The following is a 21,493-nucleotide window of genomic DNA, read 5'->3' as shown; positions in this document are numbered from 1 at the left end:
CTTCGGTGGCGGCGGCCGGCTCAGAACCGGAAGCCGCTCGGGAACGGGTCGGTGGGGTCGAGCAGGTACTGGCCCATGCCGGTGATCCAGGCGCGGCCCGTGATGGCGGGGACGATCGCCGGCCGGCCGGCGACGGTCGTCTCCCGGAGGATCCGCCCGGTGAAGCGGCTGCCGATGAAGGACTCGTTGACGAACTCGTCGCCGACCGCCAGCTCGCCGCGCGCCCACAGCTCCGCCATGCGCGCGGACGTGCCGGTGCCGCACGGCGACCGGTCGAACCAGCCGGGGTGGATGGCCATGGCGTGCCGAGAGAGCCGGGCGTCGGATCCGGGCGCGAGGAACTCCACGTGGTGGCAGTGGTCGACGCCCGCGATCTCCGGGTGCGCGGGCGGCGCCTGCTCGTTGACCGCCCCCATGATCGCGAGCCCGGCCGCGAGGATCTCCTGCTGCCGCTCCCGGTCGAACGGCAGCCCCAGCGCGTCGAGCTCGACGACCGCGTAGAAGTTGCCGCCGAACGCGAGGCTGTACGGCACGGTGCCGTAGCCGGGCACCTCGATCTCCGCGTCGAGCCGCTCGACGTAGGAGGGCACGTTCTCGATCGTCACGGACGCGGCGCGGCCGTCCTCCACGTCGACCCGCGCGATCACGAGCCCGGCCGGGGTGTCGAGCCGGATGGTCGTGACCGGCTCCTGCACCTCCACGAGCCCGGTCTCCACCAGCACGGTCGCGACGCCGATGGTGCCGTGGCCGCACATGGGCAGGCAGCCGGACACCTCGATGTAGAGGACGCCCCAGTCGCAGTCGTCGCGCGTGGGCGGCTGCAGGATCGCGCCGCTCATGGCCGCGTGCCCGCGCGGCTCGGTCATGAGCAGGAGCCGCAGGTGGTCGAGGTGCTCGATCAGGTGCAGGCGGCGCTCGTTCATGGTCGCGCCGGGGATCACGCCGAACCCGCTCGTGACGACGCGGGTCGGCATGCCCTCGGTGTGCGAGTCGACGGCGTGGAAGACGCGGGAGGACCTCATCCGTCGATCACCGCCCGGCGAGGTGGTCGAGCGCGCGGCGCGTGTCGCGCGTCACCTGCTCGGCGACGGCGGCGGGCAGCGGGGCGCGCGGCGGACGCGTCGGGCCGCCCGTGCTCTCGCCGGCCACGTCGATCGACAGCTTGATGGCCTGCACGAACTCGGTGCGCGAGTCCCATCGGAACACGGGGACGAGGTGGCGGTACAGCTCCTTCGCCTCCTCGATGCGGCCCGTGGTCGCGAGCCCGTACAGCTCGACGGCCTCGCGCGGGAACGCGTTCGGGTAGCCCGCGAACCAGCCGACGGCGCCCATCACGAGCGACTCGAGCAGCAGGTCGTCGGCGCCCGCGATGACGTCGAGGCCCGTCTTGTCCTGGATCTCCAGCACCCGGCGGATGTCGCCCGAGAACTCCTTGACGGCGACGACGTTCTCGAGCGCGTCGATGCGGACGAGGAGGTCCGGCGTCAGGTCGACCTTCGTGTCGAACGGGTTGTTGTAGGCCATGATCGGCAGGCCCACCTCGTCGACGCGCGCGTAGTGCTCGACGACCTCGTCGTCGCTCGCCCGGTAGATGGTGGGCGGCAGCAGGAGCACGCCGTCGGCGCCGTCCTCGGCCGCGATCTCGGCCCACTTCCTGGCCTGGTGCCAGCCGACGCCGTGCACGCCGGCCACGACGATCCCGCGCCCGCCGACCGCCTCGACCGCGACCTGCACGACCTTGCGGCGCTCCTCGTCGGTGAGCGAGGAGTACTCGCCGAGGGACCCGTTCGGTCCGACGCCGCGGCAGCCGTTCGAGATGAGCCAGTCGCAGTGCGCGGCGTACGCGTCGTAGTCGACGGCGAGGCCGGCGGGCGCGGAGGCGTCCTCGCGGAACGGCAGCGTGGTGGCGACGACGACGCCTCCGAGGTCCAGGGCGGGTGCGGTCATGGCAGGTCCTTCCGGTCGGTGGTGCGGGGCGGTGCGGGGGTGGTCGGGGGCGCGGTGCGCGGCACGGGCACGGGCACGGGCGCGGGATCGCCCGGCGGGTCGTCGACGCCGGGGGCGGCCGCGGCGAGGGACGGGGGTCCGGCGTCGCGCAGGTCGTAGGCGGCGGCGAGCTCGCCGAGGCGCACGGGCGACGCGATGGGGCGGCGGTCGGAGCCGGGGCCTGCGGGCGCGGCGGACGCGGACGCGGACCCGACGTGCGCGCATCCGGCGGACGGCGCCTCCCCCGCGAGCAGCTCCTCGACGGTGCGTCCGCAGACCCGGCCCTGGCAGATGCCGAGGCCGGCGCGCGTGGCGAGCTTCATGGAGCGCAGGTCGGTGGAGCGCGCGGCGCGAGCGGTGGCGCGGATCCGCCCGACGGGCACCTCCTCGCAGCGGCACGCGAGCGTGTCGTCGCGGAGCCAGCCGGTCCAGCCGGGGCGGATGCCGTGCGCGGCCTCGATGCGGCCGGCCACGTCGTGCGCGACGGTCCGGCGGCGGACGGCGGGCGCGACGGCCGCGTCCGCCGGGGATCCACCCGCGGCGCAGTGCCCCGCGACCTCGCCCTCCGCGAGCGCCTGGTCCACTCCCCCGATGCCCGTGATCTCGCCCGCGGCGAAGACGCCGCGCGGCCCGGCGCCCTGCGCCGCGTCGACCTCGACGAACCGGTCGGCCCCGATGCGGCAGCCCGCCGCGATCGGCAGCTCGAGCCGGGGCGTGAACCCGTGGCCGACGCACACGGCGTCCACGGGGATCCGCCGCTCGGTGCCCGGGATCGGCGCCCACGACGCGTCGAGGCGCTGCACGGTGACGGCCTCGACGCGGTCGACGCCATGCGCGGCGACGACCGCGCTGCCGGTGGAGTAGCCGATCCGCTCGCGCGCCAGCACGGACACGTAGCCCGCCAGCTCGGCGGCCTTGTGCGGCGCGCGGGCGAGCCCCGCCGGACGTCGGAGCCAGCCGCGGGCGAGCGCCGGCACGCGGGCGGCCTCGTGGATCCCGACGACGCGCGCCCCGGCCTGCACGAGCGAGACGGCGACGGGGAGGAGGAAGGGGCCGGCGCCCGCGACGACGACGCGGTCGCCGATCGCCACGCGCTCGCCCTTCGCGAGGGCCTGGGCGGCGCCCGCGGTGAAGACGCCCGGCAGGTCCCAGCCGGGGAACGGCAGCGTGCGGTCGTGCGCGCCGGTCGCGAGCACGAGCGCGTCGGGGCGGAGGGACAGGGGCTCCCGGCGGGATCCGTCGACCTGCCCGACGAGCGCGTGCACGACGGCGGCGGGGGCGTCGGCCGCGCCGTCCGCGCCGTCCGCGGGCCGCTCGATCGCCCACACCTGTGCGCCCGTCACGATCTCGCAGCCCTCGTCCGCGGCGAGGCGGGCCCGGAGCGCGGTGAACGCGTCCCAGCCGTGGTGGAGGATCCGCTCGCGCGCGGCCGGGCGCGACGCCGGCAGGTGCCGCCAGTACTGGCCGCCCAGCTCGTCGGACGCGTCGAGCAGCGTGACCCGCGCCCCGCGCCCGCGGGCGGCGACCGCGGCGGCCAGCCCCGCGGGTCCGGCGCCGATGACGACGACGTGCCGCCCGTGGTCCGCGCCGCTCACGAGGCGCTCCCGTCGTGGCCGGGCTGCGCGCGGTCGGCGTCGGCGGCGGCAGCGGCGTCCGGCACCGTGGCCCCCGGCCCCGTCTCCACCACGTCGCCCTCGACCGCGCGGCGCTGGCAGGCGCGCACGTCGGGCAGCCCGTTGACGGTGACGGTGCAGTCGAAGCACACGCCGATGCCGCAGAAGACGCCGCGCGGGCGCCCGGCGCTCGCGGTCGTCCGCCAGGCGAGCGTGCCGGAGGCGAGCAGCGCGCCGGCGATGGTCTGGCCGCGGACGCCCGCGACGGGATCCCCGTCCACGGTGAAGCGCACGGCCTCCGCGGGCTCCGGGCGGATCGGGTCGCGGGCCGCATCCACGCGCCGCGGCGTCACGCCCGCACCCGTCCTGCGTCGGCGGGCTCCGCGGCACCCGGCAGGAGGAGCCCGAGCGACGCCCGGGCGACCGAGAACGGCCGCACGTCGAGCGCGGTCGCGGCCCCGCCCATCTGCGCGGCGACGAGGTCGGCGGTCGCGACGGAGAGCCCGATCCCGGCGCCCTCGTGCCCGCTCGCGTGCCAGAGGCCGGGCAGCCGCGGGTCGGGGCCGATCACCGGGAGGTGGTCGGGCAGGTACGGCCGGAAGCCGCCGTAGGAGCGCATGGCGCTCGCCTCGGCGAGGAAGGGGAACAGCCGCACGGCCTTCGCGGCGAGCTCCTCGAGCACGGCCACGCGCAGCGAGGCGTCGAAGCCCACGCGCTCGCGGCTGGATCCGATGAGCACGGTCCCCGACGGCGTCGACTCCACGACGCCCGAGGTCTGCAGGGCGCCGTCGCCGGATCCGACCGCACCCACGTAGTCGCCGTCGTAGACCTTGTGCAGGATCCGGTGCGGCATGCGCGTGGTGACGAGCACGACCCCGCGCCGCGGCAGCACCGGCAGCTCCACCCCGAGGGTGCGCGCCACCTCGCCGGACCAGGGACCGGCGGCGACGAGCACGTCGTCGGCGGGGATGTCGCCCGCGCTCGTCCGCACGCCGCGGAGCGCGCCGTCCGCGTCGAGGAGCGGGCCGATGACCTCGACGCCGGTGCGGACGTCCGCCCCCGCGCGCCGGGCGGACGCCGCGAGCGCCTCGGTCGCGATGGCGGGCTGCACCTGCGCGTCCTCGGGGTAGTGCACGGCGGCGGTGATCCCGGGGTTCAGCCAGGGCTCCAGCTCGAGCGCGCGGCGCACGTCGACCGGGATCGCGTCGACCCCGGCGGCGCGCTGCCCGGCGGCGAAGGAGAGGAGCGGATCCGCGCCCTCGTCGGTGGTCGTGACGACGAGCCCGCCCTTGGGCTCGTACTCGATGGACGGGAGCGCGTCGCCCAGCTCGTCCGCGAGCTCGGCGGCGACCTCGGGCCAGCGGCGGGCGGCCAGCTGCGCGAGCTCCAGCTCGGCGCCCGGCCCCTTGTCGCTGACGAGGATGTTGCCCTCGCCCTGCGCGCTCGTGCCGGACGCGACGGCGGCCCGCTCGACGACGGTGACGCGGATCCCGGCCCGGGCCAGCGAGCGGGCGCACGCGGCGCCGACGATGCCGCCCCCGACGACCACCACGTGACGCGTCATGCGGTCCCTCGTCTCACGGGTCGGAGCGCCTCGATCAGGCGGCGGTGGTCGGTGATGACAGTAATATGTCACACATCGTGGCGGAGGGGAAGCACGGGCGCCGGAGAGGTCGGATCAGGCGCTCGGGGAGGCGGGATCCGCGACCCCGTCGGCCGCGTCGTCGCCCTCGCCGCGCCCCGCCCACCAGCCGGTGGCGTGCCGGATGTGCCGCACCATGAGCTCGTGCGCGGCGGCGCCGTCGCCCGCGACCAGCGCCCGCAGCAGCTCGTGGTGCTCGGCCGCCGACGCGTCGAGCATGGCGCTCTCCTTCATCGACGCGAGGCCGACGAGGCGCGTGCGCGAGCGCAGGTCGGCGATGGACGCCGTGAGCACCGGGTTGCCGAGCATGCGCGTGAGCGAGAGGTGGAACTCCTGGTCGGCCTCGAGGTACGCCCGGAGGTCGCCCTCGCGCGCGCCCTGCTCGATCCGGTCGGCGAGGGCCTCGAGGCCGGACAGCGCGCCGTCCGGGAGCCGGCCCGCGAGCCGCTCCATGGCGGGCGCCTCGAGGAGCTGGCGCACCTGCACGAGGTGGCCGAGCTCCTCGTCGCTCACCGCGGTGACCCGGAAGCCCTTGTTGCGGACGGTCTCGACGAAGCCGCGCTTCTCGAGCTCGAGCACGGCCTCGCGCACCGGCGTCGCCGACACGTCGAAGCGCACGGCGAGCGTGGGGACGGTGATCAGCGTGCCCGGCTCGAGCTCGCCGGAGACGATGGCCGCGGACAGGGCCTGGTGCACGTGCTCGCGCAGGCTCGCGCGCGGTGGTGCGGGTCGCAGAGCGGAGAGGCTCACGCGGTCCTCCTCCTGGGTCAGGACGGGGACCGCTGTTCCCGCATCCAGGACTCCAGGCCCCGGGCATCGATCGGCAGCGCGTCCGACAGCACGTCGGACCCCGTCTGCGTCACCACGATATCGTCTTCGATCCGCACGCCGATGCCCCTCAGCTCGGGGGGCACGGTCGCGTCGTCCGGCGGGAAGTAGAGGCCGGGCTCCACCGTCAGCACCATGCCCGGCTCGACCGCGCGGTCGTACCCGGCGGTGCCGGCGCCCGAGCAGTCGTGCACGTCGAGGCCCAGGTGGTGGCCGATGCCGCACACGAGCCAGCGGCGGTGGTGCTGCCCGGCGGGCGAGAGGGCCTCGTCGACCGAGACCGGCAGGATCCCGAGGTCGTGCAGCCCCTGGGCCACCACCTCCATGGACGCGTGGTGGAAGTCGACGAGCGGCCGGCCGGGCGCGACGGCGTCGAGGCCCGCGCGGTGGCTGCGCTCGACGATGTCGTGCACGAGGCGCTGCTCGGGCGTGAAGGCGCCGTCGACGGGGATCGTGCGGGTGACGTCGGCCGTGTACAGGCTCCGGGCCTCCACGCCCATGTCGAGCAGCACGAGCTCGCCGTCCCGGAGCGGGCCGTCGCAGCGCACCCAGTGCAGGATCGTCGCGTGCGCGCCCCCGCCCACGATGGTGGCGTAGCCGGGCCCGTTGCCGACCGTGCGGGCGTGCCGGTCGAAGGTGCCCTGCAGCCAGCGCTCGCCGCCGTGGGCCCGTGCCCGCGGGATCGCCCGCACGACCTCGGCGAAGCCCTCGACCGTGTCGTCGACCGCGCGGCGCAGCTCCTCGACCTCCCACGCGTCCTTGATCACGCGCAGCCCGCCGAGCGCCGCCACGAGCGCCGGGTCGCGCGGCACGTCGGCGAGCGCGGACGGGACGCCCGTGACGGCGCCGGCGCGACGCACGTCGCGCACGCCGGCGAGGTCGCGGGCGATCCGGTCGGGGTCGCGCACCGGGATCCCGAGCGCCCGCTGCCAGTCGGCGTGCGCGGGCGCCGGGCCCACCCAGAGCTCGCCGTGGTCGGCGTCGGAGAAGAAGCGCGGGTCGCCCGGGTGCGCGGGGGCGGGCACGTGCAGGACGGCGTCGTGCCCGCCGGGCACCGCGTGCATCACGAGCACGGCCCCCTCGATCTGCACGCCCGTGAGCCAGACGAAGTCGCTGTCGGCGCGGAAGGCGTAGCGGCAGTCGTCGTTGCGCGTGGGCGCGTACCCGCTGACGACGGCCATCGTGACGCCGGGCATCGCGGCGCTCAGCCGGTCGCGGTGCGCGGCGGCCGCCTCGACGGCGCCGGGCACGGTCGACGGCGTGCGGTCGGGCGTGATCCAGCCCGTGGCCATGAGGTCGCGGAACGCGGGCACCTGGGCGAGGCGGGGCGGGCGTCGGGCGGCGGCGGCGGCAGCCGGGGCCTCCGCCGCCGGGGCCGGGGCCGCGGGCGTCGCGTCGTGGGTCGTGTCGGTCATCGGGGGATCCCTCCTCCATCGCGGGCGATCGTGTCCATCAGCCGGCCGAGGACGCCGGGCGCCCCCAGGCCGTCGTGCTCGTGCTCGTTCGTGATCCACGCGCGGGCGTTCCCGACGCGCGCGGCCGTCTCCTGCTGGAGGCCCGCGTCCACGAACATGTCGTCGTGGTAGATCGCGGCCGCCAGCGGCACCTCGTTGGCGGCGAGGCGGGCGGTGTCGTACAGCTCCGGCCAGTCGTCGCGCCGCGCCGTCTCCTCGACCGCGCCGCGGAACGGGCGCAGCAGCCGGATCTGCTCGAACATCCAGGGGTACATCATCTCGCCCGTGAGCAGCAGAGGCCGGGCGCCGGGCGCGAACTCCGGGTGCGCGGCGCGCAGCCGCTCGGCGGCCCACGCGGTGGCGGGCCGGGTGCCGGACGCGTAGATGCTCTCCTGCATCACCGCGAACAGCGGGTTCGCCGCGTACGAGGTGAGGCGCTGCAGCTCGGCGAGGAGCACGTCGGTCGGCTCGCCGCGGTCGTCGAGCGCCTCGTCGAGCATGGCGTGGATCCGCTCCCGCCCGGGCCCCATGCCGAGGTCGATGCCGACGGTCTGCAGCCGCTCGACCGTGAGGACGTCGCCGTCGGGCAGCCGCACGTCGCCCGCGGCGAGCCGGTCGGCGAGGCGCGACAGGATCGCCGCGTCGCCCGGGTAGCGCGCGTGGTGGCCGGCGTTCTTCGCGGCCGTCCGCGGGTAGGTGCGGCGGTAGACCTCGTCCGCGTCGGGGTCGAGGGACGCGAGGCCGCCCGTCACGTAGCAGGCCGAGAGCGCCTCGGGCGCGAGCGACAGGTAGGTGAGCGTGAGGAACCCGCCGTAGCTCTGGCCGAGGGTCGACCAGCGCCGGCCGCCCTCGAGGTGGTGCCGGAGCGCCTCGGCGTCCCGCACGATCGAGTCGGCCCGGAACAGCGCCAGGTGCCGGGCGGCGGCCGGGTGGTCGTCGCCGAACCGCGCCATCGTGCGCGCCGTGATCGGCGTGCTCCGCCCGGTGCCGCGCTGGTCGAGGAGCACGACGCGGTGGGTGCGGAGGGCGTGGCCGATCCAGCCGCCGTCGTCCATCACGCGCGGCGACCTCCCGCCCGGCCCGCCCTGGAGGTAGAGGAGCGCGGGCAGGTCGTCGCCGCGGCGGTCGGGTGCGACGAGCTCGCGGGCGAAGACGGTGATCGTGGGGGTCGGCTCGCCGTCGTGCGCCGCGGCCCAGTCGAGCGGGACGCGGATCTCGTGGTCGGTGACGTGGACGCCGGGCACGGTCGCGGTCGCGGTCCCCACGATCATGCCGCTGACCCGTCCGACGTGCGGACCGCGCCCGTGCCGAGGGATCCGGGCGCGAGCCCCGCGGCCGCGCGCGCGGCGGAGCGCCGCCGGTCCCACTCGGGGTCGATCCGCGGCACGGCGTCGAGCAGCGACCGCGTGTACGGGTGCTGCGGCCGCTCGAACACGTCGTCGCGCGTCCCCTCCTCCACGACCTCCCCGGAGCTCATCACGGCCACGCGGTCGGAGAGCTGGCGCACCACGGCGAGGTCGTGCGCGATGAAGACGTAGCTGAGCCCGCGCTCGCGCTGGAGGTCGCGCAGCAGCGCGATCACTCGCGCCTGCACCGTCACGTCGAGCGCGGAGACCGCCTCGTCGCACACGATGAGGCCCGGCCCCACGGCGAGCGCCCGCGCGATCCCGATGCGCTGGCACTGCCCGCCCGAGAACTGCGCCGGGTAGCGCTGCGCGTGGTCCGGGTTCAGCCCCACGCGGTCGAGCAGGTCGCGCACGAGCCGCCCGTGGCCGCCCGGCGTGGTGATGCCCTGGTACCGCAGCGGCGCGCTGATGATCTGCTCCACCGTGTGCCGCGGGTTCAGCGACGACGCGGGATCCTGGAACACCACCTGCACCTGGCGCCGGAACTCGCGGAGGGCCGCCCCCTTCGCGTGCGTCATGTCCTCGCCCCGCAGCGCGAACGTGCCGGAGGTGGGGTCGAGCAGGTGCGCGATGATGCGCGCGGTCGTCGATTTGCCGGATCCCGACTCCCCCACGATGGAGAGCGTCTGCCCGGTCGGCACGTCGAGGCTCACGCCGTCGACCGCCCGGAAGCGCCGCACGGTCGGCCGGAGCCCGCGGCCGCTGCGGGTCGCGTACTCCTTGACGAGGTCGCGCGCGGAGAGGAAGGGCTCGGGCGCGGTCGCGGCGGGCGCGGCCGGGCCGTCGGGGCGGGCGTCGTGGGGGCTCATGAGGCGGATCCCGTCGTCAGGTGCTCGTAGGCGGCGTCGATGCGCGGGATCGCCTCGAGCAGGGCGTGCGTGTAGGGGTCCTCGGGCGCGGTGAAGACGCGCTCGGTGGTGCCGCTCTCGACCCGGTACCCGCCCTGCATGACGAGCACCTCGTCGGCGAGGGAGGACACGACGGCGAGGTCGTGAGTGATGACGAGCATCCCCATCCCCGTCTCGGCGCGGATGGATCGCAGCAGGTCGAGGATCTGCGCCTGCACCGTCACGTCGAGCGCGGTGGTCGGCTCGTCCGCGATGAGCAGCTCGGGCTCGAGGCACAGGGCCATCGCGATCATGATGCGCTGCCGCATGCCGCCCGAGAACTGGTGCGGGTAGTGGTCGATGCGCGTGCCGGCCTCCTTGATGCCGACGCGCTCGAGCGCGTCCTGCACCACGGTCCGCACGGCCCGGCGCGAGCCCGTGCGGTGCGCCCGGTACGCCTCCTCGACCTGCAGCCCCACCGTGTAGTACGGGTTGAGCGAGGAGAGCGGATCCTGGAAGACCATCGCCATCCGGTCGCCACGCATCGCGCGCAGCTCCCGGTCGGAGCGGCCGACGAGCTCCTCGCCCGCGAGCCGGATGCTGCCGGTGACCGTGCCGCCGCGGGGCACGAGGCCCATCACGGCGAGCGAGGTCATCGACTTGCCCGACCCCGACTCCCCCACGATGCCGAGGGTGCTGTCGGGCTCCACGCGGAAGGAGAGGTCGGTCACGACCTCGACCGGCCCCCGCGAGGTGGGGAACGCGATCGTGAGGTGCTCCACCTCGAGGAGCGGGGTCCCGGGGACGGCCCGGGCGGGCGGCTGGTGCGGTGCGGCGGCGGTCACGCGGTGATCCTCACTCGGGGGTCGAGCACGGTGTACAGCACGTCGACGACCACGTTCCCGACGACCACGAAGGCCGCGGCGAGGAGCGTGACGCCCATGATGACGGGCTGGTCGTTCTTGGCGATGGAGTCGGCGGCGAGCTTGCCGACGCCGTTGAGGCCGAAGACGGTCTCGGTGATCACGGCCCCGCCGAGCAGCCCGGCGAAGTCCATGCCGAACAGCGTGACGACGGGGGTGAGCGACGGCCGGAGGGCGTGGCGGCGGATCACGAGGGCCGACGACAGGCCCTTGGCGCGCGCGGTCCGCAGGTAGTCCTCCTGCAGCGTGTCGATGACGTTGGCCCGCACGATGCGCGCGTAGACCGACGCGTAGCCGAGCGCGAGCACGAGCCACGGCATGACGTACGACTGCAGCCAGGCGACGGGGTCGTCGCCGAACGCCACCGACTGCGGGAACGGCAGGACCTGCAGCTGCACCACGAGCACGTACTGGAGGAGCAGCGCCGCGAAGTACACCGGCACGCTGATCCCGGTGAGCGCCGCGGCCATGGCCGCCCGGTCCCACACGGTGCCCTGCTTGATCGCGCTGACCAGGCCCCCGGCGACGCCGAGGACCACCCAGAGGATCGCCGCGCCGACCGCGAGCGTGATGCTCACGGGAAGGCGGGACACGATCATGTCGAGCACCGACTGCTGCGTCTGGAAGCTGAAGCCGAGGCAGGGCGCCGCGCACCGGATCGCGGTGGCGCCGTCGCCGTAGGAGCGGCCCGTGAAGATGCCGGCGATGAAGTCGCCGTACTGCGCCCAGAACGGCCGGTCGAGGCCGAGGAGCTGGCGGATGGAGTCGATCTTGTCCGGCGTGCAGGTCTTGCCGCAGATGGTGACCGCGGGGTCCGGCTGGAGCAGGAAGAAGATCATGTAGGTGAACAGGCTGATGAGCGCGAGCACGATCAGCGCGGATCCGGCACGGCGCACGAGGTAGCCGATCATGCCGCCTCCCCCTGCTCGAGCGCGGTGCGGAGGTGGTCGCCGAAGACCGTGAACGACAGCACCGTGAGGAAGAGGAACGAGCCCGGCACGATGAAGTACGCGGGGTCGACCGTGTACCAGGCCACCGAGTCGGCGATCATCTGGCCCCACGACGGCGTCGGCGGCTGCACGCCGACCCCGAGGAAGGACAGGCCCGCCTCCGTGCCGATGTAGCCGGGCACCGCGAGCGTGGCGAGCACGATGATCGTGCCGCGCAGGTTCGGCAGCACCTCCCGGAAGATCACGCGCATCGACGAGGCGCCGGACGCCCGGGCCGCCTCCACGAAGTCGCGCGTGCGGATCGTCATGGTCTGGCCGCGCACGATGCGCGCCGTGTACGGCCAGCCGAAGATGCTGAGCACCACGACGAGCAGCGCCGGCCGGTTGCCCGCGGGCAGCGCCGACAGGATCGCGATCATGAAGATGAGCGCCGGGAAGGCCATGAGGAAGTCCATGACCCGCGACACGACCTGGTCGACGATGCCGCCGAAGTAGCCCGCGACCATGCCGAGCACGACGCCGACCGTGGTGGTGACGACCGTCGCGGAGACCGCGATGAGCATCGACACCCGGGCGCCGTACGCGATCCGGGCGAAGACGTCGCGCCCGTTCTGCGGCTCGACGCCGAACCAGTGCGAGGCGCTGACGCCGCCGAACGGGCCGATGGGCAGGCCGCCGAGGACGGGGTCGACGGCCGTCGCGTCGAAGGTCGTCGGGCCCCAGCCGGTGATCCCGGACAGGAGCGGCGCGAAGATCGCGAGCACCATGACCAGCACCACGAACGCGACGCTGGCGATGACGGACGGCGTCGACCGGAGGGCCGTGACCACCCGCTTGGCCGGCGTGACGGCGGGCGGCCGTCCCGTCGGGTAGGCGGGGGCCGAGTCGGGCGCCTGGGCGCCCTGCAGTGCGGCGGTCACCGCCTACTTCCCCGTGTGCAGGCCGATGGTGGCGAAGTCGATGCCGCCCGCCCAGAGCGGGTTCGAGTACGCGTTCCGCACGTCCTGCCCGACCACCATGACGGTCTGCCCGAAGAGCAGCGGGACGGTCGGCGCGAGCTCCTGGATCTGCTCGTCGAGCTCGCCCCACGCGGTCTTGGCGGCCTCGAGGTCGGTCATCGCGGAGACCTCGTCGATCTTCGCGTTCACCGCGGGGTCGTTCAGCTGGGCGATGTCGTTGTTGCCCTTCTCGCTGATCTGACGCCCGTCGAACAGCGTCGGCAGGACCGTGCTGGCCGAGCGCCAGTCCGGGCACCAGCCGGTGACGGCCGCGTCGTGCTGCTGCGAGGGCGTCCCGATGGTCTCGTAGTACGTGGCGGTGTCGATGATGTTGAGCTCGAGCGTGATGCCGGCCTTCGCGAGCGACTGCTGCAGCGCCTCGGCCTGCTTCTGGGCCGTCGGCAGGTTGCGCACGTCGAGCGTCATGGTGAAGCCGTCGGGGAGCCCGGCCTCGGCGAGCAGCGCCTTGGCCTTGTCCACGTCGCCGGCGCTGTCGGTGCTCGCGTAGAGGTCGAAGTCCTTGTGGCCCGGGATGGTCGGGGTGAGCATCGTCGAGGCCGGCGACGCGAGCATGGGGCCGCCGGCGACGTCGGCGAGGGACTTCTTGTCGACCGCGTACGCGATCGCCTGGCGGACGCGGAGGTCGTCGAGGTGCGGCTTGGTGGTGTTGAGGCCGAGGTAGGTGGTGCAGCCGAAGTCGCCGGAGACGGTGCGCGCCTTGATCGCGGGCGTCTGGATCCGGGAGACCGAGGCGGCGGTGATGGCGCCGGCGATCGCGTCCTTGTCGTCGCCCTGTCCGGCGAGCATGCGCTCGTCGATGGTGGCCTGGTCGAGGCCGATGGTGAACTGCCAGCCGTCGGGCTTCGCCGTGCGCACCTCGTCGGTCGCCGGGTCCCACTCGGGGTTCCGCGCGAGGGTGAGGGAGGATCCGGCGGTGCGGGCCGTGACGCGGTACGGGCCGGAGGCGATGGGCTGCTGGTCCATGCTCGTGACCGTCACCTTGTCCTTGTCCACGGGGAACGGCGTGAACGTGCTCTGCGCGGCGACGCTCGCGAACTCCGGGACGGAGCGGTTGAGGTGGAAGACGATGGTCCGCTCGTCCGGCGTCTCGATGGAGGCGAGGTCGCCCGACTCGTACGGGCCCTTGTAGGTGTCACCGCCGGCGAGGTAGAGGCGCGTGTACGGCGTGCCGATGGCGAGCGCGGGGGCGAACGAGCGCTCGACGCCGAACTTGACGGACTGGCTCGTGATGGGCGAGCCGTCCTCGAACTTCAGCCCGTCCTTGAGCGTGAAGGTCCAGACCGTCGCGTCCTCGTTCGGCGTGCCGGTGTCGGTGGCGAGGTCGGGGGCGATGGTCGCGCCGTCCTTCCCCGACGACGTCGTCAGGGTGCGGTAGATGAGCCGGTAGAGGTTCTGGACGCCGGTGTCGTAGCCCATCTCCGGATCCAGGTGCGAGAAGTCGGTGCTCTGCAGCACCTGCATGGTGCCGCCCGTGTCGGCCGGGCCGGTGACGTCGCCGCTCGCGCCGCCCCCTCCCGCTCCGGCGCAGGACGTGAGGGCGAGGCTGGCCGCGAGGGCCAGCCCGAGTGCGGGGATTCGTCTGTTCATCGGACTCTCGTTTCGTGGAGGGCGGCCGAGGCGCACCGGGTGGGGAGTGACGGACGGTTCATGAGGGGGATCGGAGGGAGGAGGGTGCGCGCGTGCCGCCCGGGCCGGGTGGGCCCGGGCGGCGCGCGCGGGAGGCAGGTCAGCCGGGGTCGGCCGCGCGGATCCAGACGCGCATGGCCCCCGCGTCCCGGTTGCCCCACAGGGCGTACGGGACGAGGACCGCGTCGACGGGGTCGGCCGACGGGGCGGGGGCGGCGGTGCCGGGGACGACCTCGGGGTAGAGCTCGTCGGGCGCGGGCACCGCGCGGCGGAGGCGGAGGGCGAGGGCGACGCCGGACGCGGGATCCGTCGCGGCGGACGCGGGACCCCACGGCGCGTCGACGGGCAGCGGCACGGGGTGCGCCGCCGCCAGGTCGCGCGGATCGAGGAGCAGGTCGTCGACGGGCGCGCCGACGTCCTGCTGCTCGACCGCGTAGACGACCGGGCCGCGGGCGACCGCGAGGGCGCCGCGCGTCGCGTCGAGGTGGGGGTGGGACCCGAGCGCGCGCACGGGCATGTCGAGCTCGACCACGAGCGCGTCGCCGGGCGCCCAGGCGCGGGTGACGCGGATCCACCGGTCGTCCGCCGTCGCGTCGACCGCCGCGCTGGCGCCGTCGGCGCCCAGCACGGAGGCGGACGCGGACCGGCACCACCCGGGGCGGCGGAGGATGAGGCCGGTGGTCGCGCCGGATGCGCGCAGCACCTCCACGCGGACGGATCCGTCCCACGGGTACGCGGTCGTCACGCGCACGTCGAGCGCGACGGTGCGGATGAGGCAGGCGGTCGGGTGCGCGATCACGAGGTCGTCGCCGTCCTGCACGGCGACGTGGTCCTGCAGCTCGCTCATCCAGCGCACGATGTTCGGCGGGCAGCACGGGCAGGTGAACCACGGGCGGCGCAGGAGCTCGCCCTCCGTCTCGGCGCCCGACTGCGCGTGGTGGTCGGGCCGCCGCTGGAGCGGGTTGTCGTAGAAGAAGCCCGTGCCGTCGGCGGAGAGGCCCACCGCGTAGGCGTTCAGCAGCACGGTCTCGTGCACGTCGAGGAAGCGCGGCTCGCCGGTCGCGAGGAAGAGGCGCCAGGCCCACTGCATCACGGCGATGGCCGCGCACGTCTCGCTGTAGGAGCGCTCGCTGGGCAGCTCGTACGCGTCGCCGATCGCCTCGTCGGAGTGGCGGCTGCCGAGCCCGCCCGTCACGTAGAGGCGCGTGCGCACCGCGTCGTCGAAGAGGCGGACGGAGGCGGCGAGCAGATCCGCGTCGCCCGTCTCCACGGCGACGTCGGTGGCGCCCGCGGCGAGGTACGCCATGCGGACGGCGTGGCCCGTGACGGAGGGCATGTCGCGGAAGGGGTGCGCGTCCTGGAAGTACTCGGCCGGGAAGATCCGCGTCGCCACCGTGCCGTGGCCGCGCCGGTCGACGAACACGGAGGCGAGGTCGAGGTACGCGCGCTCCCCCGTCTCGCGGGCGAGCTCCACGAGCGCCATCTCCACCTCGGGGTGCCCGCAGACCTCCTCGCGGCCGCCCGGGCCGAACGCGCGGACGGCGGCGTCGGCGAAGCGGCGCGCGACGGCGAGGAGCCGGCTGTCGCCGCCCTGGCGGGAGTCGGCGACGGCGGCCTGGATCAGGTGGCCGAGGTTGTAGAGCTCGTGGCCCCAGGCGAGGTCGGACCAGGGCTCGCGGTCGGATCCGGGCCGCTGCACGAAGGAGCCGATGTAGCCGTCGTCGGCCTGCACCCGCTCGAGCACGTCGGTGGCCTCGGCGAGGAAGGCGCGCATGTCCGCGGTCGCGCTGCCGCGGCCCACCTCGTAGGCGATCCCCTCGAGCGTCTTGTAGACGTCGGTGTCGAGGAACGGGTACCGCGGCATGGGGCGCTCGCCCGCGCCGTCGACCGCCGCGCGGAGGTCGTCGAGGTTGCCGGCGGCGGTCATGGACGCGATGGCGTGCGGGATGGTGCGCGCGCGGTTGCGCTCCTGCCACGCGGCGAGGAGGCCGGGTTCGAGGGTGACGGCGCCGCTGCCCAGCGGGCGTCGGGAGCCGGTGCCGGGGAGGACCGCGGCACGTCGTGCCGTCCGGTCCGCGGCGTCCGCATCCGCTCGTGTCACAGCCACCCCGCTCCCTCGCCGACCTCGGGTGGTCGGTGGTAGGTGACATATTACAAATACTCCATGCCGTGTTGGCAATGGCGATGAGGCGTCGGAGCCCTCTCGTTACACGGTGTTTACATCCGACCGGCCAGCCCGCGGGAGGCAGGCGGGGCTCGCGGCGGTCGCGCGTCGACTCCCCACAACCCGCGTCGGGGGCCGCGGAGGGACCAGTACGATCGTGGGCAACGGCGACAGCTCTTCGGGTGAGCTGTCCCGCCAGCGCCGGACCGGTCTTCGGGTAAAAGTCGGTCGTGTGCGCGGCCCGGTCCCGCAGCCCTCGAGGCTCGGGGCCGGGTCCCTCTCCCCCGCCGTCGGCCGTGGGCCTGCGCGCGGGCGCGGATCCGGGCGTCTCAGACGGCCGCGCCGCCGGCTTCCCGGACCACCGTGAGGAGCCCCTCGCCGTACGTGTCGAGCTTCTTCTGGCCGACGCCCGTGACGCCGGCGAGCTGGCCGAGGTCCTGCGGGCGCACCGTGGCGACCTCGCGCAGGGTGACGTCCGCGAACACCACGTAGGCCGGCACGCCCTGCTCCTTCGCCTGCTCCGAGCGCCACGCGCGCAGCGCCTCGAACAGGCCCTGCGCCTCCTCGGGGAGGTCGACGACCTGGCCGCCCTTGGCGCGCGTGGTGCGGGTGCCGCGGCCGCGCACGATGCGCTCGGGCTCCTGCCGCATGGGCACCTGGCGCGCGCCCGTGAGCACGTCGCCGCTGCCCGGGGTGATGACGAGCGTGCCGTAGCCGTCGTCGCTCACGCCGAGGAGGCCCTGCGCGAGCAGCTGGCGGACGACGCCGCGCCACTGCACGTCGGTGAGCTCGCCGCCGATGCCGAAGGTGGCGAGCTGGTCGTGGCCCTGCTGCCGGACGCGGTCGGTCTCGTTGCCGAGCAGGATGTCGATGAGGTGCGCGGCGCCGAAGCGCTGGCCGCGCTCGCGCTGGAGGCGCACGACGGTGGACAGCAGCTTCTGCGACGGCACCGTCGCATCCCACGTGGCGACGGGCTCGAGGCACGTGTCGCAGTTGCCGCAGGGGCCCGTCTCCTCGCCGAAGTAGCGGAGGAGCTGCACGCGCCGGCAGCCGACGGTCTCGCAGAGGGCGAGCATCGCGTCGAGGTGCTGCGAGAGCCGGCGGCGGTGCTGCGCGTCGCCCTCGGACTGGTCGATCATGCGGCGCTGCTGCACCACGTCCTGCAGGCCGTAGGCGAGCCACGCGGTGGAGGGCAGGCCGTCGCGGCCCGCGCGGCCGGTCTCCTGGTAGTAGCCCTCGATGGACTTGGGCAGGTCGACGTGCGCGACGAAGCGCACGTCGGGCTTGTCGATGCCCATGCCGAACGCGATGGTGGCGCACATGACGATGCCGTCCTCGCGGAGGAAGCGCGCCTGGTTGCGCTGGCGCACGGCGGCGTCGAGGCCCGCGTGGTACGGGAGCGCCGTGATGCCCTGCTTGTTCAGCGCCTCCGCCGTCTGCTCGACGGTCTTGCGGCTCAGGCAGTAGACGATGCCCGCATCGCCCGCGTGCTCGTTCCGGATGAGGTCGATGAGCTGCTTGCGCGGCTCGGCCTTGGGCACGATGCGGTACCGGATGTTCGGGCGGTCGAACGAGGAGACGAAGTGGCGCGCGTCCTGCAGGCCGAGGCGCGCCGTGATGTCGGCGTGCGTGGCCTCGTTGGCCGTGGCCGTGAGGGCGATGCGCGGCACCTCGGGCCAGCGCTCCTGGAGCATGGACAGCGCGAGGTAGTCCTTGCGGAAGTCATGGCCCCACTGGGAGACGCAGTGCGCCTCGTCGATGGCGAAGAGGGCGATGCGCGCCTCGTCGAGGAGGCGCCCCATCCGGTCGAGGATGAGGCGCTCGGGGGCGAGGTAGAGGAGGTCGAGGTCGCCGTCGAGGAGCGCGCGCTCCACCTCGCGGCTGGTCTCGAGGTCCTGCGTGGAGTTGAGGAACGCGGCCTTCACGCCGACGGCCCGGAGCGCGTCGACCTGGTCCTGCATGAGCGCGATGAGCGGCGAGATGACGACGCCGGTGCCCTCGCGGACGAGGCTCGGGATCTGGTAGCAGAGCGACTTGCCGCCGCCGGTGGGCATGAGCACGAGAGCGTCGCCGCCGCCGATGACGTGCTCGACGATCTCCTGCTGGTCGCCGCGGAAGGCGTCGTACCCGAAGACCGTGCCGAGGCGCTCGAGGGCGGGGGCGAGCACGTCGGCGGAGGGCGCCGTGCCGGCGGGAGCGGGAGGGGTGGAGGTCATCGGGGCCATCGTATCCGGGGCCCGCGGACGCGATGCGGGCGGTGCGAGCGGTGTGGACGCGGACGGCCCCTCCCGCATGGGGAGGGGCCGTCGGCACGGATCAGGCGCGGGTCAGATCGCGGTCGGGTCGGCGCTCGCGCCGGGGGTCGCCTGCGCGGCCTCGGCGGCGGCCTGCTCCTTGAGGGCGGCCACGTCGACGGCGCGCACCTCCTCGATGAGGGACTCGAGCGCCGGGGCGGGCAGGGCGCCGGCCTGGCTGAAGATCAGCGTCTGGTCCTTGAAGATCATGAGCGTCGGGATGGCGGAGATGTTCGCCTGCTGCGCGAGGAACTGCTGCGCCTCGGTGTCGACCTTGCCGTGGACGATGTCGGCGTGCTTCTCGCTCGACTTGTCGAAGACGGGGGCGAACTGCTTGCAGGGGCCGCACCAGTCGGCCCAGAAGTCGACGACGACGATGCCGTTGGAGTCGACGATGCTCTCGAAGTTCTCTTGCGTGAGCTCGGTGGTGGCCATGGTGCGTCCTCTTCTCGTCCTCAGGTCATGCGGTCACGGGGTGCAACCCGGAGGCGGCCCCGCGCATTCCGCGCGGGACCGCCGGCCGGTCGTGGCTACCAGACGAGGACGATCGACGGCCAGACCGTGCTCGAGCCCTTCGCGGCGTCGCCGCCCGCGTAGGAGGCGGTGAGCAGGTGGATCCCGCGGGAGAGCGCCGGCAGCGTGACGGTCGCGCGGCCCGCGTCGGCGGCGGTCAGGTCGACGGAGGCGATGGCGCGGCCCCGGTCGAGGACCTGCACGCGGCCCGTGGGGGCGCTGGCCCCCGCGGCGAGCCGCACCGTGTAGCGCACGGGCTGGCCGCTGCGGGCGAGCAGGCGGTCGGCGTACCCGACGAGGGTCGACGCGTCGCGGACGGTGTCGAGGCCGACCTTGACGGGGTCGTGGTCGCTCGACCGGAAGGCGCTGGATCCGTCGGTCGCGGTGCCGTCGTACTCGCGCGCCGCCCACTCGGGGGCGTTGAGGTCCCAGACCCCTACCCCCGTCACGGCCGCGGCGCCCGCGCCCGTCGCGAGGACGTGGTCGAGGGATCCGACCTCGCCGTCGAACGAGTACGTGCGCTCCCCCGGCGCCTTCGCGGGCACGAGGTCGACGAACCCGGCGTCGCGGAGCACCTGGATGGGGTCCTCCTGCGCGTAGGCGTTGAAGTCGCCGAGCAGGTAGAGGAGGTCGGAGCCGCTCGAGGCCCGCAGCTCGGTCGCGAAGCGCGCCACGGCCTTCGCCTGCGCGACGCGGTCGGCGTTGAAGAAGCCCTGGCCGTCGGCCGGCTGCGTGCCCGAGCCGGACTTCGACTTGAAGTGGTTCGCGACCACCGTGAAGGTGCGGTCGTCGCCGCGGAAGGACTGCGCGATCGGCTCGCGGGCGTTGCCCCACACGGTCTCGTCGATCTGCGTCGCGGCGGCGCCGACGGGCGTGACGGCGTCGGTGCGGTAGATGATCGCGTTCTGGATCTCGTCCGTCGGCGTCGACTGCAGCGCGGCCGGGGTGCGCACGTAGTCCCACACCGTGGAGCCGGCGGCGTCGTTGAGGCCGCGCACCAGGTCGGCCGTCGCGGTGTCGGCCGGCTCGCCGAAGCGGGACGAGTTCTCGATCTCCATCAGGGTCACGACCTCGGCGTCGAGGCCGGTGATGGCGGTCACGATCTTGGCGCGCTGCCGCTGGAACGCCGCGGCGTCCTGCGCGCCGCGCTCGCCGAGCGTCGTGAAGTAGTTGAGGACGTTGAAGCCCGCGATGCGGACGTCGCCGCCGACCTCGGGCGAGGACGCGGGGCGCGGGTTCCCGCTCGTGAAGGTCGGCACGCGGCCGGCCGCGTCGAGCGACGTGAGCGGCGTCGTGGGCTGGAGGCGCCAGTCGTCGAAGCCGTAGCCGAGCACGTACGGCGTGGTCGGGAAGACGGGGACGTCGCCGTTCCGCACGACGCGGTCGGCCGTGTAGTACGGCTGCGTCGCACCCGCCGGGTACGCGCCGTTGGTGAGCTGGATGTTGTAGCCGTCGTCGAGCAGGAGCCGGCGCGCGCGGTTGTCGGCAGCGATCCGGTCGGCCTCGGGGCCGGGGCGCACCTCGTCCGTGGACTTGACCGGGAGCTCGGCGCCGGCGCTCAGCCAGAGGGTGCCGAAGTTCTCCAGCTGGTGCGCGGATCCGACCAGGTAGTCGCCCGTGGGCGTCACGAGCATGCTCTCGAGCGACTCGCGGTCGGCGCCGCGGAGCGTGTCGGGCAGCGGCGTGGCGGCGGGCGCGCCGACGGCGGCCTGCACCAGGTCGGTCGCGGTCGCGGCGACCTGGGTCTGGCCCTGGCGCTCGGAGGCGGTGCCCGTGACGCGCACGAGGTCGCCGATCGCGACGGCGGGGTCGGCGCTCGCGAGGTAGACGAAGATCCCGTCGGAGGCGCCCGGGGTGGCGTCCGCCGTGCCGCCGGAGCCCGGGGTCTGGATCACGATGCCGGCGTACCCGCTGGCGCCGCGGTGGTCGGCGGTGACGACGCCCTCGACCGTGACGACCTGGCCGGCGTACGGGGTCGCGCTGCCGGTGCCCTGCACGTCGGCGATGGCGACGGTCGCGGCCTGGGCCGGCGACGCGACGAGCGCCGAGAGGCCGAGGGCCAGGGCCGTCGCGACGGCGAGCGGGCGGGCGGCGCGGCGGACGCGGGCCGGCCGGCGCTCCCCGTCGGCGGATGCAGGTGCGGTCTCGGTGTCGATCATGGCGTCGTCCCCCTCGGCGTCGCGGGTTCCCCCACGCGGGGGATCTCCGGTCGAGCGTAGGCCGGGCCGCGCCCCGGACGGGGGCTCGT

General features: G+C 74.6%; 17 protein-coding genes. All 17 read right to left on the bottom strand.

Annotation, left to right across the window (positions count from 1 at the left end):
• Positions 1–20: 20 nt before the first annotated feature.
• Complete coding sequence (locus H9X71_RS03670; protein ID WP_191148379.1) at positions 21–1,022, bottom strand: proline racemase family protein; 1,002 nt, start codon at positions 1,020–1,022, stop codon at positions 21–23.
• Between the two features lie 7 nt (positions 1,023–1,029).
• Positions 1,030–1,947, bottom strand: a complete 918-nt coding sequence (locus H9X71_RS03665; RefSeq protein WP_191148378.1) for a dihydrodipicolinate synthase family protein — start codon at positions 1,945–1,947, stop codon at positions 1,030–1,032.
• Positions 1,944–3,581 carry an NAD(P)/FAD-dependent oxidoreductase gene (locus H9X71_RS03660; RefSeq protein WP_191148377.1) on the bottom strand — a complete coding sequence of 546 codons (1,638 nt, stop codon included), beginning with the start codon at positions 3,579–3,581 and terminating at the stop codon, positions 1,944–1,946. The genes H9X71_RS03665 and H9X71_RS03660 overlap by 4 nt, the downstream gene beginning before the upstream one ends.
• Positions 3,578–3,952: a (2Fe-2S)-binding protein gene (locus tag H9X71_RS03655; protein WP_191148376.1), complete on the bottom strand. Its 375-nt coding sequence runs from the start codon at positions 3,950–3,952 to the stop codon at positions 3,578–3,580. Before H9X71_RS03655 ends, H9X71_RS03660 begins: the two co-directional genes overlap by 4 nt.
• Complete coding sequence (locus tag H9X71_RS03650; protein ID WP_191148375.1) at positions 3,949–5,163, bottom strand: NAD(P)/FAD-dependent oxidoreductase; 1,215 nt, start codon at positions 5,161–5,163, stop codon at positions 3,949–3,951. The genes H9X71_RS03655 and H9X71_RS03650 overlap by 4 nt, the downstream gene beginning before the upstream one ends.
• A gap of 114 nt (positions 5,164–5,277) precedes the next feature.
• The gene (locus H9X71_RS03645; protein WP_191148374.1) at positions 5,278–5,991 is read right to left on the bottom strand and encodes a GntR family transcriptional regulator; all 714 of its coding nucleotides are present in this window, start codon (positions 5,989–5,991) and stop codon (positions 5,278–5,280) included.
• 17 nt (positions 5,992–6,008) lie between these two features.
• Positions 6,009–7,484 (bottom strand): aminopeptidase P family protein, encoded by a 1,476-nt coding sequence (locus H9X71_RS03640; protein ID WP_191148373.1) that lies wholly within the window; start codon positions 7,482–7,484, stop codon positions 6,009–6,011.
• The gene (locus H9X71_RS03635; RefSeq protein WP_191148372.1) at positions 7,481–8,794 is read right to left on the bottom strand and encodes an alpha/beta fold hydrolase; all 1,314 of its coding nucleotides are present in this window, start codon (positions 8,792–8,794) and stop codon (positions 7,481–7,483) included. The genes H9X71_RS03640 and H9X71_RS03635 overlap by 4 nt, the downstream gene beginning before the upstream one ends.
• Positions 8,791–9,738: an ATP-binding cassette domain-containing protein gene (locus H9X71_RS03630; RefSeq protein WP_191148371.1), complete on the bottom strand. Its 948-nt coding sequence runs from the start codon at positions 9,736–9,738 to the stop codon at positions 8,791–8,793. Before H9X71_RS03630 ends, H9X71_RS03635 begins: the two co-directional genes overlap by 4 nt.
• On the bottom strand, positions 9,735–10,601 hold the full coding sequence (locus tag H9X71_RS03625) for an ABC transporter ATP-binding protein (protein WP_191148370.1): 867 nt from the start codon (positions 10,599–10,601) through the stop codon (positions 9,735–9,737). The genes H9X71_RS03630 and H9X71_RS03625 overlap by 4 nt, the downstream gene beginning before the upstream one ends.
• Positions 10,598–11,590, bottom strand: a complete 993-nt coding sequence (locus tag H9X71_RS03620; protein ID WP_191148369.1) for an ABC transporter permease — start codon at positions 11,588–11,590, stop codon at positions 10,598–10,600. The genes H9X71_RS03625 and H9X71_RS03620 overlap by 4 nt, the downstream gene beginning before the upstream one ends.
• Complete coding sequence (locus tag H9X71_RS03615; protein WP_191148368.1) at positions 11,587–12,549, bottom strand: ABC transporter permease; 963 nt, start codon at positions 12,547–12,549, stop codon at positions 11,587–11,589. Before H9X71_RS03615 ends, H9X71_RS03620 begins: the two co-directional genes overlap by 4 nt.
• Before the next feature lie 3 nt (positions 12,550–12,552).
• Complete coding sequence (locus H9X71_RS03610) at positions 12,553–14,235, bottom strand: ABC transporter substrate-binding protein (protein ID WP_191148367.1); 1,683 nt, start codon at positions 14,233–14,235, stop codon at positions 12,553–12,555.
• Between the two features lie 139 nt (positions 14,236–14,374).
• Positions 14,375–16,381, bottom strand: a complete 2,007-nt coding sequence (locus tag H9X71_RS03605; protein WP_191148366.1) for a glycoside hydrolase family 127 protein — start codon at positions 16,379–16,381, stop codon at positions 14,375–14,377.
• Positions 16,382–16,767: 386 nt separating this feature from the next.
• Complete coding sequence (recQ, locus tag H9X71_RS03600) at positions 16,768–18,654, bottom strand: DNA helicase RecQ (protein WP_191148365.1); 1,887 nt, start codon at positions 18,652–18,654, stop codon at positions 16,768–16,770.
• Between the two features lie 111 nt (positions 18,655–18,765).
• Positions 18,766–19,167, bottom strand: a complete 402-nt coding sequence (gene trxA, locus H9X71_RS03595) for a thioredoxin (protein ID WP_191148364.1) — start codon at positions 19,165–19,167, stop codon at positions 18,766–18,768.
• 95 nt (positions 19,168–19,262) lie between these two features.
• Positions 19,263–21,404, bottom strand: a complete 2,142-nt coding sequence (locus H9X71_RS03590; protein ID WP_191148363.1) for an ExeM/NucH family extracellular endonuclease — start codon at positions 21,402–21,404, stop codon at positions 19,263–19,265.
• Positions 21,405–21,493: the final 89 nt, after the last annotated feature.

The sequence above is a fragment of the Clavibacter zhangzhiyongii genome, from assembly GCF_014775655.1.
Taxonomy (GTDB): Bacteria; Actinomycetota; Actinomycetes; order Actinomycetales; family Microbacteriaceae; genus Clavibacter; species Clavibacter zhangzhiyongii.
Note: the sequence above shows the minus strand (reverse complement) of the source record. Positions and strands in the feature narration are given on the sequence as shown.

Coding starts and splice junctions, on each gene's coding strand:
- H9X71_RS03610 (WP_191148367.1), bottom strand. CDS start 14,235: ATGAACAGACGAATCCCCGCACTCGGGCTGGCCCTCGCGGCCAGCCTC.
- H9X71_RS03620 (WP_191148369.1), bottom strand. CDS start 11,590: ATGATCGGCTACCTCGTGCGCCGTGCCGGATCCGCGCTGATCGTGCTC.
- H9X71_RS03640 (WP_191148373.1), bottom strand. CDS start 7,484: ATGACCGACACGACCCACGACGCGACGCCCGCGGCCCCGGCCCCGGCG.
- H9X71_RS03630 (WP_191148371.1), bottom strand. CDS start 9,738: ATGAGCCCCCACGACGCCCGCCCCGACGGCCCGGCCGCGCCCGCCGCG.
- H9X71_RS03590 (WP_191148363.1), bottom strand. CDS start 21,404: ATGATCGACACCGAGACCGCACCTGCATCCGCCGACGGGGAGCGCCGG.
- H9X71_RS03670 (WP_191148379.1), bottom strand. CDS start 1,022: ATGAGGTCCTCCCGCGTCTTCCACGCCGTCGACTCGCACACCGAGGGC.
- H9X71_RS03665 (WP_191148378.1), bottom strand. CDS start 1,947: ATGACCGCACCCGCCCTGGACCTCGGAGGCGTCGTCGTCGCCACCACG.
- H9X71_RS03650 (WP_191148375.1), bottom strand. CDS start 5,163: ATGACGCGTCACGTGGTGGTCGTCGGGGGCGGCATCGTCGGCGCCGCG.
- H9X71_RS03635 (WP_191148372.1), bottom strand. CDS start 8,794: ATGATCGTGGGGACCGCGACCGCGACCGTGCCCGGCGTCCACGTCACC.
- trxA (WP_191148364.1), bottom strand. CDS start 19,167: ATGGCCACCACCGAGCTCACGCAAGAGAACTTCGAGAGCATCGTCGAC.
- recQ (WP_191148365.1), bottom strand. CDS start 18,654: ATGACCTCCACCCCTCCCGCTCCCGCCGGCACGGCGCCCTCCGCCGAC.